Annotated in this window: 13 protein-coding genes; 11 read left to right on the forward strand and 2 right to left on the reverse strand. The window is 70.5% G+C overall.

What is annotated here, in order from left to right; genetic code table 11:
• Window positions 1-11 precede the first annotated feature (11 nt).
• Window positions 12-179, reverse strand: coding sequence for a hypothetical protein (locus ACGFIV_RS27515; RefSeq protein ID WP_358561898.1), 168 nt, complete (start codon window positions 177-179; stop codon window positions 12-14).
• A gap of 313 nt (window positions 180-492) precedes the next feature.
• On the opposite strand from ACGFIV_RS27515, the gene ACGFIV_RS27520 reads away from it, so the two are divergent.
• The 5 genes from ACGFIV_RS27520 (at window position 493) to ACGFIV_RS27540 (ending at window position 5,591) form a co-directional block, all read left to right on the forward strand.
• Window positions 493-1,146, forward strand: a complete 654-nt coding sequence (locus tag ACGFIV_RS27520) for a response regulator transcription factor (protein WP_363914629.1) — start codon at window positions 493-495, stop codon at window positions 1,144-1,146.
• Window positions 1,143-2,657 (forward strand): HAMP domain-containing sensor histidine kinase, encoded by a 1,515-nt coding sequence (locus tag ACGFIV_RS27525; protein WP_358555588.1) that lies wholly within the window; start codon window positions 1,143-1,145, stop codon window positions 2,655-2,657. The genes ACGFIV_RS27520 and ACGFIV_RS27525 overlap by 4 nt, the downstream gene beginning before the upstream one ends.
• Window positions 2,658-2,925: 268 nt before the next feature.
• Window positions 2,926-3,225, forward strand: a complete 300-nt coding sequence (locus tag ACGFIV_RS27530) for a DUF4193 domain-containing protein (RefSeq protein ID WP_114029376.1) — start codon at window positions 2,926-2,928, stop codon at window positions 3,223-3,225.
• Window positions 3,226-3,241: 16 nt separating this feature from the next.
• Window positions 3,242-4,045, forward strand: a complete 804-nt coding sequence (locus tag ACGFIV_RS27535) for a hypothetical protein (protein ID WP_358555585.1) — start codon at window positions 3,242-3,244, stop codon at window positions 4,043-4,045.
• Between the two features lie 166 nt (window positions 4,046-4,211).
• Entirely contained in the window at window positions 4,212-5,591 is a 1,380-nt protein-coding gene (locus tag ACGFIV_RS27540) for a trehalose-6-phosphate synthase (protein WP_358555582.1), read from the forward strand.
• An 81-nt stretch (window positions 5,592-5,672) separates the two neighbouring features.
• Here the strand turns inward: ACGFIV_RS27540 and ACGFIV_RS27545 are convergent, their stop codons facing one another.
• A complete protein-coding gene (locus ACGFIV_RS27545) occupies window positions 5,673-5,978 on the reverse strand; it encodes a DUF4235 domain-containing protein (RefSeq protein WP_358555579.1) in 306 nt (101 codons plus the stop codon).
• A gap of 78 nt (window positions 5,979-6,056) precedes the next feature.
• Here ACGFIV_RS27545 and valS point away from each other — a divergent pair, with 78 nt between their 5' ends.
• The 6 genes from valS to ACGFIV_RS27575 all read left to right on the forward strand — a co-directional run bounded on the left by valS (window position 6,057) and on the right by ACGFIV_RS27575 (window position 12,512).
• A complete protein-coding gene (gene valS, locus ACGFIV_RS27550; RefSeq protein ID WP_392838121.1) occupies window positions 6,057-8,630 on the forward strand; it encodes a valine--tRNA ligase in 2,574 nt (857 codons plus the stop codon).
• A 115-nt stretch (window positions 8,631-8,745) separates the two neighbouring features.
• Window positions 8,746-9,981: an AI-2E family transporter gene (locus ACGFIV_RS27555; RefSeq protein ID WP_392838122.1), complete on the forward strand. Its 1,236-nt coding sequence runs from the start codon at window positions 8,746-8,748 to the stop codon at window positions 9,979-9,981.
• A gap of 192 nt (window positions 9,982-10,173) precedes the next feature.
• A complete protein-coding gene (dut, locus tag ACGFIV_RS27560; RefSeq protein WP_358555570.1) occupies window positions 10,174-10,608 on the forward strand; it encodes a dUTP diphosphatase in 435 nt (144 codons plus the stop codon).
• A gap of 13 nt (window positions 10,609-10,621) precedes the next feature.
• On the forward strand, window positions 10,622-11,302 hold the full coding sequence (locus ACGFIV_RS27565) for a DUF3710 domain-containing protein (protein ID WP_358555568.1): 681 nt from the start codon (window positions 10,622-10,624) through the stop codon (window positions 11,300-11,302).
• A gap of 50 nt (window positions 11,303-11,352) precedes the next feature.
• Window positions 11,353-11,742 carry an OB-fold nucleic acid binding domain-containing protein gene (locus ACGFIV_RS27570; RefSeq protein WP_358555565.1) on the forward strand — a complete coding sequence of 130 codons (390 nt, stop codon included), beginning with the start codon at window positions 11,353-11,355 and terminating at the stop codon, window positions 11,740-11,742.
• Window positions 11,743-11,780: 38 nt separating this feature from the next.
• A complete protein-coding gene (locus ACGFIV_RS27575; RefSeq protein ID WP_392838123.1) occupies window positions 11,781-12,512 on the forward strand; it encodes a DUF3159 domain-containing protein in 732 nt (243 codons plus the stop codon).
• Window positions 12,513-12,519: the final 7 nt, after the last annotated feature.

A 12,519-nucleotide genomic window follows, 5' to 3' on the forward strand; every position in this document is an offset into this window, starting at 1 on the left:
TTCGAGGAGGATCAGCAGTGCTGGATGGAGACACCGTTGTCGACGGCGATCCGGCGTAGATCCTCTATCTCCGCGCAAAGAGTGTCGGCGAGGAAGTCGTCGCCACTCGTGCGAGCCTCCTGGAGACCCTTGTAGGCCTGGTCGAGCCGATTTTCGATCGTGGTGGTGAACTCGCCCATCTCACCTTCTTTCTCGAGGGGCGAAGGAGCAGTCGTGCCACGTCCAGCCTGGGGAGAGCACAGATCTTCCCCGGCCGTGTGAAGTGGGTCCTGCGGGTCTACCCACCCGGCCGACTCCCTTAAACCACCGATGCCGGATGTCCGCAGTGTGCTTTATGTCACCTGGCCGCCGCACCTCCGGCGAGTGCTTACCATGCGCTTAAGCCAAATGTGGCAACAATGAGCCTGCGAGCTGTACCGCCCGGGCATGCGCCGGGGGGCGTCATACAGGACTGGTCGCGCCAGGTCCGTACTACAGGAGGTGCCAGGGGCCGTGCGGGTGCTTGTGGTGGAAGATGAGCGGGTGCTCGCCGACGCGATCGCCACGGGGCTGCGCCGCGAGGCGATGGCCGTGGACGTGGCGTACGACGGCGCCGGCGCGCTGGAGCGCACGGGGTACATCGACTACGACGTGGTCGTGCTCGACCGCGACCTGCCGAAGATCCACGGCGACGAGGTCTGCCGGCGGCTCGTGGCGCAGCGCACGGCCACGCGCATCCTGATGCTGACCGCCTCGGGCGAGGTGGACGACAAGGTCGAGGGCCTGGAGCTGGGCGCCGACGACTACCTCGCCAAGCCGTTCGCCTTCATGGAGCTCGTGGCGCGCGTACGGGCGCTCGGCCGCAGGTCCGCCCCGGCGCTGCCGCCGGTGCTGGAGCGCGCCGGGATCCGCCTCGACCCGGGCAAGCGCCTGGTGACCAGGGAGGACAACGAGATCGCGCTCACCAAGAAGGAGTTCGCCGTCCTTGAGGAGCTGATGCGCGCCGAGGGGGCCGTGGTCAGCCAGGAGGACCTGCTCGACAAGGCGTGGGACGAGAACATCGACCCGTTCACCAATGTGGTGAGGGTCACGATGATGACCCTGCGCAAGAAGCTGGGCGACCCGGCGGTGATCGAGACCGTGCCAGGAGTGGGATACAAGCTGTGAGCGCGGAACGCGACCAGGCGGCCGGACGGCCGACCTTCTCCTCGCCCCAGCCGATGATCGTTCCACCCGGCGCCTCCGCTCCGGCGGAGGAGGCGGAGGAGCTCACCGGTCCCGGTGGCGGGCCGGCCCCGCGGTCCTCGTCCGGCTTAAAGGGCTCCGCGAGCTCCCACTCGCTCGCGCCGAGCGCCCCGCGAGCGGCGGCGAGCCCTCCGGCGAGCGCCTGGACGAGCGAGCAGCCCACCGTCGAGAGCTCGCGCAAGCTGTTCCGGCCGAAGTCGGCGCCGCCGCCGCCGAGCGGGCCGCCCGCGTGGGACGGCCCGCCTCCCGTCGCGCCCTCCCCGGTCACGCACGACCTGATCGCCCGGGTGCGGCAGGTGTCCGGGCGTATGAGCATCCGGGTGCGGCTGACGCTCACCTACGGCGCCCTGTTCTTCGCGGCAGGAGCGCTCCTGGTCTTCGTGATCTACTCCTTCGTCGGCAAGGCCATCTACGACTCCTGGCCTCCGCTGCCGTTCAACCTCGACGACCTGCCCGCGGGCCTCGTGGGCTCGATCCAGGACCGGTGGGACGCGTTCCGGCACGACACCATCGCCGCCGCGCGCGCCCAGTTGCTGGCCCGGTCGCTGCTGGCGCTCGGCGGGGTGGGCATCCTGGCCCTGCTGTTCGGGTACTTCGTCGCCGACCGCGCGCTGCGGCCGATCCAGAAGATGACCACCACGGCCCGGCGGCTGTCGGAGACCTCGCTCGCCCACGAGCGCATCGACCTGCGGGGCCCCGACGACGAGATCAAGGAGCTGGCCGACACCTTCGACGCCATGCTCACCCGCCTCAACCGCGCCTTCGACGCGCAGCGGCGGTTCGTCGACAACGCCTCCCACGAGCTGCGCACCCCGCTGGCGATCAACCGCACCGTGCTGGAGGTCGCCCTCGGCGATCCCCAGGCCTCCGAGGACCTGCGGGTGCTCGGCCGCACGCTCCTCGGGACCAACGCCAGGAACGAGCACCTGATCGAGGGCCTGCTGCTGCTCGCCCGTAGCGAACGCGAGCTCGCGGTGCGCAAGCCCGTCGACCTCCGCGACGTCGGGCAGGCGGTCGTCGAGCAGCACGCGTCCTTCGCCGAGGAGACCAAGGTCATCGTGCACACCGACCTTCGTACCGCGCCCACCATGGGCGACCCGGTGCTGGTGGAGCGGCTGGTGGCCAACCTCGTGGAGAATGCGATCAAGCACAACCTTCCCGAGTCCGGTGAGGTCTGGCTGCGAACGGGAATGGTGGACGGCACTCCCGTTGTTCAGGTGGCCAACACCGGGCCGCACGTGCCCGCGTACGAGGTGGACGACCTGTTCGAGCCGTTCAGGCGCCTCAACTCCGACCGCGTGGAATCGGCGCGCGGCGCGGGGCTCGGGCTGTCCATCGTGCGCGCGGTGGTCCGCGCCCATCAGGGGACCGTCAAGGCGGTGCCACGGGAAGGCGGGGGGCTCGTGATGACGGTGCGACTTCCGGCGGGTTGATACGGCGGGGGGCGTCTCGTTCACGCCAGACATGTGGTTGGATGTGCCGTCGAACACGATGGGTCCTGTGGCCAATGCTTAGGTTTTCGCCATATTTGGCTAACCGGGTGGCGAAGGCGGCAAGGCCCTCACGTGTAAGGAGGTTCGTCGACCGTTCTCACGGGGTACCGATTGCAAAATTCCCCGGGAGAGACGGGCACAAGATGGACCGCCCAGACGTTACAGACGCGCGACGCGCAAGCCATAGATGAGGGGGATGAATACGCAAATGGCCACCGATTACGACAGCCCGCGCAAGACCGACGACGACTTGAGTGAGGACAGCCTCCAGGAGCTCCAGGCCCGGCGGACCGACAAGTCCTCGGGGAGCATCGACATCGACGAGACCGATCTCGCCGAGTCGCTTGAGCTCCCGGGCGCCGATCTGTCGAACGAGGAGCTGTCGCTCAGGGTGATCCCCAGGCAGGCGGACGAGTTCACATGCTCGCGCTGCTTCCTGGTGCATCACCGCAGTCAGCTTGCCTCTGACAAGGGCGGGCAGCAGATCTGCCGCGAATGTGCCGCCTGAGACCATGGGAGGGTCCGTGACATCAGGAGCGGATCGATCATCGCAGGACGAGCCCGGACGGCCCCCGTCGCCCGGATCGGAGACCGAGGCCAACGCCGAGGTGGCCGAGCTGGTCGGGAAGCTGTCCGACGCGGGTGACATGGATGGGGCCGAGCGGCGACGGCTGCTCGGCCGCCTCAGCACGGCGCTGGTCACCGCCAGGAAGAAGGCGCGTGCGTCCGGCGCCGGCCGGGGGAGATGGCTCGCGGACATCTTCGCCTCCATAGCGCCGCGCCTTCCCATCAGGGATCTCGCGGCACTGCAGGACCATCACTACGGTCTCACCGGCGACCAGCTCGCCGACGATCTGGTCCGCACCGCCAGCAAGGCCACGATGGCGGTCGGGGCGATCGGCGGAGCCCTGGCGGCCGCGGAGTTCGCGGCGCCGCCGCTCCTGCTCTCCGCGCCCGCCCAGCTCGTGGCCGAGACCCTCGTGGTCGCCGCGATCGAGGTCAAGCTCCTCGCGGAGCTGCACGAGGTGTACGGGGTGCAGGTGCAGGGCTCGGGAGCCCAGCGGGCCATGGCCTTCACGGTCGCCTGGTCCAAACAGCGGGGCGTCGACCCCCTGTCGCCCGCCTCGGTGCAACTGGCGCTCGGGGCCGCCGCGAAGGCGGGGTTACGTAAGCGGCTGCTGCGCACCATGGGCCGCCATCTGACCACGTTGGGCCCGTTCCTGACCGGCGCCGTCGCCGGAGGCGCGCTCAACAGGCTCGCGACCAAGCGGCTCGCCGAGACGGTGCGCGCCGACCTGCGCCGCCAGCGGGCACTGCCACCCCCCTGACCCCCTTCCTCCCCTTCCCTCACACCCCCGTGGGTGATTCATCCGGTTCGATGGGCCTGGTAGGGCACCGCGCCGGAATCGCGCGTACTCCATAGCCGGAGGCCCTGTACAGGGTGCCGCGTCCCATTTCGTAAGGTGGTCCTAAACCGATCACGAGGGAGGACGTGTGCGCAGCTCATTCCTGATCGTCGCGAACCGGTTGCCTGTGGACAGGACCATCACAGCCGACGGCACAGCGTCATGGCGGCGCAGTCCCGGAGGGCTGGTGACGGCGATCGCGCCCGTGATGCAGCGCCGTGACGGCGCGTGGCTGGGCTGGCATGGGGCTCCCGGCGAGGAGCTCAAGCCCTTCGAGCACGACGGCATGAACCTCATCCCCGTACCCCTCTCCGCCAACGAGGTCGAGCTCTACTACGAGGGCTTCTCCAACGCGACCCTGTGGCCCCTCTACCACGACGTCGTCGCCACGCCGATCTACTCCCGGGTGCTCTGGGACGCCTACCGCGCGGTCAACGAGCGGTTCGCGCGGGCCGCCGCCGACATCGCCGCCGAGAACGCCGTCGTCTGGGTGCAGGACTACCAGCTCCAGCTCGTCCCCTCGATGCTGAGGGCGCTCCGCCCCGACCTGAAGATCGGGTTCTTCCTCCACATCCCCTTCCCTCCCGCCGAGCTGTTCTGGCAGCTCCCGTGGCGCCGCGAGATCCTCGAAGGCCTGCTCGGCGCCGACCTGGTCGGCTTCCAGCGTCCCGGCGGCGCGTCCAACTTCATCCGGCTCTGCCGCCGCCAGCTCGGCCTGCAGAACCAGCGCTCGGAGATCATCGTCGGCGACCGCACGGTGCGCGCCGAGGCGTTCCCCATCTCGGTCGACTTCGGCGAGCTGGACAACCTCGTCCGCGAACCGCACATCCTCGCCCGCGCCAAGGAGATCCGCGCCGAGCTGGGGGAGCCCGAGCACGTCATGCTCGGCGTCGACCGGCTCGACTACACCAAGGGCATCGGCCAGCGCCTGAAGGCGTTCGGGGAGCTGCTGGCGGACAAGACCATCAGCCCGGGGGAGGCGGTGTTCGTCCAGATCGCCACCCCGAGCCGGGAACGCGTCGAGGAGTACCGCCACCTGCGCGACGAGATCGAGCTGCGCGTCGGGCGGATCAACGGGCAGCACGGTGTGCTCGGCGTCCCGCCGGTGAACTACTTCCACCAGTCCTACGACCGCGACGAGCTGGCCGCCCTCTACTGCGCGGCCGACGTCATGGTGGTGACCCCGCTGCGTGACGGCATGAACCTCGTCGCCAAGGAGTACGTCGCCTGCCGCCACGACCTGCGGGGCGCGCTGGTGCTCAGCGAGTTCGCCGGGGCGGCCGACGAGCTGAAGCACGCCTTCCTCGTCAACCCATGGGACGTGGAGGGGCTGAAGCGGCAGATGGTCGCCGCCATGCGGGCCACGCCCCACGAGCTGTCACGCCGGATGCGCTCCATGCGCCGCCGGGTTGCCACCTACGACGTCGACAGGTGGGCCGGGGAGTTCCTCGCCGCCCTCGAACGCTGACCCCCGTACGACCCTCGCCGTCGCCGGTCACGAAACCGTGGCCGGCACGGCAGGGGAACGGCCCCGGAGGGCCGGCCCGGGCTACGACTTGACGGCCCGCCCGACCTGGTCGGGGATGGCCTTCCACGCCTGGTACCGCTTGTGCGCGGTGCGGGTGGCCACGATGCGGGCGACCTCCATGCCGACGCCCAGCACCACGGCGAAGCCGATCGCCTCGGCGAGGCCGGTCTCCAGCGAGTTGGGGTCGGCCGGGGGCTTCTTGCCCGTGGTCTTCTGCCAGCCGAACTCGATGGCCTTGCGGGCGCCGTATCCCACGCCGAGCGCCACCACCGCGCCGATCAGCCGCCAGGCCATGTCCGGCTTCTCGACGTCATTCGATTTGGCCATGACTTCTCCCCTCGTCGATCTAGCTGAACCCTAGTCTCTCGTGCCGGTCGGCACCGCGACGCCATACCATAAGGCGCCATGACCGAACAGCGACTGCGCCATACCACCGTTCCCGACAAGCCGTCTCTCGATGGGCTTGAGTCGGTATGGGTAGGCCGCTGGGACGCCGAGGGCACCTACCGGTTCGACCGGTCGAAGACGCGGGACGAGATCTACTCGATCGACACGCCCCCGCCCACCGTGTCCGGATCCCTGCACGTCGGCCATGTCTTCTCCTACACCCACACCGACACGATCGCCCGCTTCCAGCGCATGCGCGGTCGTGAGGTCTTCTACCCCATGGGCTGGGACGACAACGGGCTGCCCACCGAGCGGCGCGTGCAGAACCACTTCGGCGTGCGCTGTGACCCCTCCCTTCCGTACGACCCCGCGTTCGAGCCCCCCGCGAAACCCGACCCCAAGCGCCAGGTGAGCGTCTCGCGGCGCACCTTCATCGAGCTGTGCGAGCGGCTCACCCAGGAGGACGAGAAGGCATTCGAGGAGCTCTGGCGCCACCTTGGGCTCTCGGTCGACTGGTCGCTCACCTACGCGACGATCGACGACGCCTCCCGCGCCGCCTCACAACGCGGGTTCCTGCGCAACCTGGCGCGCGGGGAGGCCTACGTCGCCGAGGGCCCCACGCTGTGGGACGTCACCTTCCGCACGGCCGTCGCCCAGGCCGAGCTGGAGGACCGCGAGTGGCCGGGGGCCTTCCACCGCATCCGGTTCGGCGGGGTCCCCGGCACCGGTCACGCCGACGGCGTCCACATCGAGACCACCAGGCCCGAGCTGATCCCGGCCTGCGTCGCCCTGGTCGCCCATCCCGACGACGAGCGCTACCAGCCGCTGTTCGGCAAGATCGTGCGCACCCCGATCTTCGGCGTCCACGTGCCCGTCCTGGCCCACCGCCTCGCCGAGCGCGACAAGGGCTCGGGTATCGCCATGATCTGCACCTTCGGCGACGTCACCGACGTCATCTGGTGGCGCGAGCTCGACCTGCCGACCCGGCCGGTCATCGGGTGGGACGGGCGCCTGCTGCCCGACGCGCCCGAGGGCGTCCCCGCCGGGCCGTACGCCGAGCTGGCGGGCAGGACCGCGCACAGCGCCCGCGAGCGCATCGTCGAGATGCTCGCCGAGTCGGGCGAGCTGGAGGGCGAGCCCAAGAAGATCTCCCGCCCGGTCAAGTTCTACGAGAAGGGCGACCGGCCGCTGGAGATCGTCACGACCCGCCAGTGGTACATCCGCAACGGCGGGCGCGACCCCGAGCTGCGGCAGGCGCTGCTTTCACGCGGCGGGGAGCTGTCGTGGCACCCGCCGCACATGCGCGTCCGCTACGAGAACTGGGTCCAGGGCCTCGCGGGCGACTGGCTGATCTCCCGGCAGCGGTTCTTCGGCGTCCCCATCCCCGTCTGGTACCCCCTGGACTCCATGGGCGAGCCGATCTACGACGCGCCCATCGCGGCCCGCGAGGAGGCGCTGCCGGTCGACCCGTCGAGCGATGTGCCGCCCGGGTACGCCGAGGACCAGCGGGGCAAGCCCTTCGGATTCGCCGCCGACCCCGACGTCATGGACACCTGGGCGACGTCCTCCCTGTCCCCGCAGATCATCGGCGGCTGGGAGCGCGACGCCGACCTGTTCGGGCGGGTGTTCCCGATGGACCTCCGGCCGCAGGCACACGAGATCATCCGCACCTGGCTGTTCTCCTCGGTGGTCAGGGCTCACCTGGAGAGCGGCGTCTCCCCCTGGCGGCACGCGGCGATCTCCGGGTGGATCCTCGACCCCGACCGCAAGAAGATGTCGAAGTCCAAGGGCAACGTCGTCACGCCCATGGGCCTGCTCCAGGAGTACGGCTCCGACGCGGTCCGCTACTGGGCGGCCGGGGGGCGTCCCGGCACGGACACGGCCTTCGACACCGGCCAGATCAAGGTCGGGCGGCGCCTGGCCATCAAGATCCTCAACGCCTCGAAGTTCGTGCTCGGCCTCGGCGAGGCGGGCGAGGCCAGCGAGGCGGGCGGCGAGATCACCGAGGCGCTCGACAGGTCGATGCTCGCGCGGCTCGCCGGGGTCGTGGAGGACGCGACGGCGGCGTTCGAGTCCTACGACTACACCCGGGCCCTGGAGGGCGCCGAGAGGTTCTTCTGGGAGTTCTGCGACGACTACCTGGAGCTCGTCAAGGCCCGCGCGTACGGATCCGACGGGGGAGCGCACTCGGCGCGCGCGGCGTTGCGGCGGGCGCTCGACGTGATGCTGCGGCTGTTCGCGCCGTTCCTCCCGTTCGTGACCGAGGAGGTCTGGTCGTGGTGGCGGCCCGGATCCGTCCACCGCGCGGCCTGGCCGGCCGCCGAGCTCGCCGGCTTCGCGTCCTCCGGCGACCCGGCGGTCCTGCCGGCGGTGTCGCAGGTGCTCGGCGAGATCCGCAAGGCCAAGTCCTCGGCCAGGCTCTCCATGCGGGCCGAGGTGGCGCTGCTCAGCGTGGCCGGCTCGGCGGTCGAGCTGGTGCGCCACGGGCAGGACGACCTGTGCGCGGCGGGCGCGGTCGACGAGTTCGTCCTCGCGCCGCAGGACGGCGACCTGAGGGTGGAGGTCACGCTCGCCGGGGCGGCCCCCGCCTGAGCACGCCCCCACCCGCCGGGGCGGCCTCCGCCCGGGTACGGCCGCACGGCTTCTCCCCGTTTCCCCGCAGGCACGGACAGATCGCCCGGAGGGGAAATGGGGAGAAAGCAGGCCAGTGCTTGAACCCGACCGTAACCTGTGCGCGTTCGGCCGCCTGACGTGCCAGTCTGGAGAGGTGATCGCGGAAAGGGAGACCGAGGAACGGAGCGTGCCGCCGGCTCTGTCGGCGATGGCGGCGTGGAGCTGGCGCCTCATCGTCATCGGCGTGGTGATCTATTTCTCCGCCCAGATCATCGTCCGTCTCAGCTTCGTGGCGCTGCCGGTGGCGATCGCCCTGCTGCTGACCGCCCTGCTGTTCCCGCTCACCGACCGCCTGCGCGGGGCGGGCCTGCGTCCCATCTGGGCGACGTGGATCACGATGCTCTTCGCGTTCGCCATCATCGGCGGCCTCGGCTTCATCATCGGCACGCGGGCGAACGACGAGTTCCCCGGGCTGGTCGAGCAGGTCCAGAAGACCGCCCGCGACGTGCAGGGCTGGCTGCTGACCGGTCCGCTGCACCTCAAGGAGGCCCAGCTCACCGACATGGTGGGAGAGGTCGCCAAGCAGATCAACGAGCAGCGGAGCCAGATCACCAGCACCCTGCTGTCGACGGCGGCCGTCTTCATCGAGGTGCTCGCGTCCATCGTCCTGCTGCTGTTCATCACGTTCTTCATGCTCAAGGACGGCGACCGCATCTGGGCGTGGTTCCTGCGCGGCTTCGGCTCCCACGCCCCCCGCGTCGACCGGGCGGGGCGGGCCGCGTGGCACACCCTCTCGCAGTACATCCACGGCACCGTCATCGTGGCCGCGATCCACGGTCTGATCATCGGCATCGTGCTGTTCGGCATGGGGGTGCCGCTCTGGGCGCCGCTCGCCGTGCTGATCTTCTTCGCCAGCTTCATCCCGATCGTCGGCATCTTCTTCGCCGGAGGCCTCGCCGCGCTGGTGACGCTCGGGGCCAAGGGGCCGGTGTTCGCCCTGGTCTTCATCGGCATCCTGCTGGTCGAGCAGCAGTTGGAGAACCACGTGCTCCAGCCCCTGATCGTCGGGCGGGCCGTGAAGTTCCACCCGCTCGCGATCATCCTGGTGCTGGCCATCGGAGGCATCCTCGGCGGCATCGCCGGCGCGGCGATAGCGGTTCCGGTCGCGGCCGTGGTCTACCGGGCGCTGCCGGAGCTGCGCAGGCGGCCACCCGAGCTGCCGCCCGCGGCCCCGCACGAGCCCGCCCCCGAATCCCCTCCCGCCCCCGAGCCCCCCGCCGACCAGGTGCCTGGCGCGGGAGAGGACATGTCGCCGCAGCGCAGCGGGTAAGGTCTCGGTTCGTGACTCCTTGCACACCCGTTCCGCCCCGGTCGTCCCGAGGGCGTACCTTGAGGCTGAGGGCCGCCTCCGCGAGCCCGGAAGGCCGTTCGCCGGTGCGAACCCCCGGGTGCGCGTCCCGCGGTCCCGCGGGCCGGGTCACACCGTCAGCAGGGCGCGGCTCCACTACCACGAGGTGAATCCATGATCGAGGTGCTGATCCAGCGACTCGACCCCGAGCTGCCGCTTCCGTCGTACGCCCATCCGGGCGACGCGGGAGCGGACCTCCATGCCGCCGAGGACGTCGAGCTGCTGCCGGGCGAGCGGGCCGTCGTGGGCACCGGCGTGGCGATCGCGCTGCCCGACGGGTACGCCGCCTTCGTGCACCCGCGCTCCGGGCTCGCGGCCAAGTTCGGGGTCACGCTGGTCAACGCCCCCGGCACGGTCGACGCCGGCTACCGGGGCGAGATCAGGGTGACGTTGCTCAACACCGACACCAAGGACGTCGTGCGGCTCAGGCGCGGTGACCGGATCGCCCAGCTCGTCGTCCAGCGGGTGGAGAAGGCAGCTTTCTACGAGGTGGAGCGGCTCCCCGGGTCGGCGCGCGGCGCCGGCGGGTTCGGCTCCACCGGTCGATAAGTCGATAAGGAGTGTGAACGAAGTGTTCCGACGCCGCCGTCATGCGGAAGAACAGGAGTCGGCACCGGTCGCCGAGAACGCGCCGGTCTCCGACCGCGAGTCGGGACCGTGGGACGCCGACGAGCCCCATCCCGAGAGCGAGCGGGTCGACCTGGGCGGCATGCGGCTGCCCATCGGCCCCGGGTTCGAGGTCCAGCTGAACGTCGCCGGAGACCAGATCGTCGGCGCCGTGGTGCTGGTCAACGAGAGCGCCCTCCAGGTGCACGCCTTCGCGGCCCCCAAGAGGAGCGGCATCTGGGACGAGGTCCGCGCCGAGCTGACCCGTGAGCTGACCGCCGCCGGTGGGAGCTGCGAGGAGCGGCAGGGCCCCTTCGGCCCCGAGCTCGCCGCCGAGATCCAGCAGGACGGCGCCAAGCAGCCCGTCCGGTTCGTCGGCGTCGACGGTCCCCGCTGGTTCCTGCGGGGTGTCCTCAGCGGCCGTGCCATCGCCGATCCCGAGGCGGGCAAGGTTCTTGAGGACGTCATCCGCGACATCGTGGTGGTGCGCGGAGACCAGCCCATGGCCCCCAAAGAGCCCATCGAGCTGCGGCTGCCCGCCGAGGCCCGGCAGGCCGTCGAGCAGCAGGCGACCGAGGAAGGCAGGGCGGGCCTCAACCCGTTCGAGCGTGGGCCTGAGATCACCGAGGTCCGCTGACGTAAGCTGCGGTCAGGATCGTATGGGGCTCCCGAGGAGTTGAACGAGAAATGAGCACGGCAGAGCCCGTCAAACGCGGGCTGCGCGGTTTCTTCCGGCGGCTGACGACCAGCCAGGCCGAGCTGGAGGCCGCGGAGCTCCAGGAGGACCTCGACCGTTACGGCGCGACGCCCATCGCCTCGTGCGGACAGCGGAGGAGGTTCTGCGTGGCGGGCACTCTCCGCACGGTGACGTTGCGGCCCCGGGGCGGAGTCCCCTCCCTGGAGGCCGAGCTGTACGACGGATCCGATGTGGTCGACCTGGTCTGGCTGGGCCGCCGCAAGATCGTCGGTATCGAGCCGGGCCGGGTGGTGCGGGCCGAGGGCCTGGTCAGCATCCAGGACGGCCGCAAGGTGATGTTCAACCCCCGCTACGAGCTGCGCCCAGCGAGCGGCCAGTGACCACGGTTCCGCCAGGCGAGGAGACCAATGATCATGCAGTGGCGAGACGGCGTGACGACGGCGGGCGCGGCGCGCCGGCGGGGAGCGCGCCCGTGAGCGCGGGGGCCACGACCGTCCAGGACGAGGTCGCGCACGAGACCGTCGAGAGCGCCATCCGCGCCCAGCTCGCCAAGGCGCTCGGCGGCGTGCGGGGCATCATCGAGGCGGCCGTCCCGACGGTGGTCTTCACGATCACGTGGATCTCCACCGAGCAGCTCAAGATCTCGCTCATGGTCAGCATCGGCGTGGCCGTGCTGCTCCTGCTCGTACGGCTCGCGCAGCGGACCACGCCGCAGTTCGTGATCAACAGCCTCATCGGCATCGGCATCGGCGCGGTCTTCGCCAGCCGCTCGGGGGACGCCAAGGACGTCTTCCTGCCCGGCATCCTCTACAACGGGGGCTACGCCGCCGTGATGGTGCTGTCGATCGTCGTCCGGTGGCCGGTCGTGGGGTTCCTCATCGGCTCGGTGACCGGCGATCCGACCGGCTGGCGGCAGAACCCCGGCATCGTCCGGCTCTGCTCGCGGCTGACGTGGCTGCTGATCCTTCCATGCCTGCTGCGGGTGGTCGTGCAGCTCCCGCTCTACTGGGCCGATCAGGTGGCCGCCCTCGGGGTGGCGAAGGTCGCGCTGGGCTGGCCCGTGCAGGTCGCGGCGCTCGGCGCCATGGTCTGGGTGCTCGCCCGGGGGAGGACCCCCATCACACCGGACACGCCGGGCGCGAGCGCCTGACAGAAGG

Source organism: Sphaerisporangium sp. NPDC049003, assembly GCF_043197795.1.
GTDB lineage: Bacteria > Actinomycetota > Actinomycetes > Streptosporangiales > Streptosporangiaceae > Sphaerisporangium.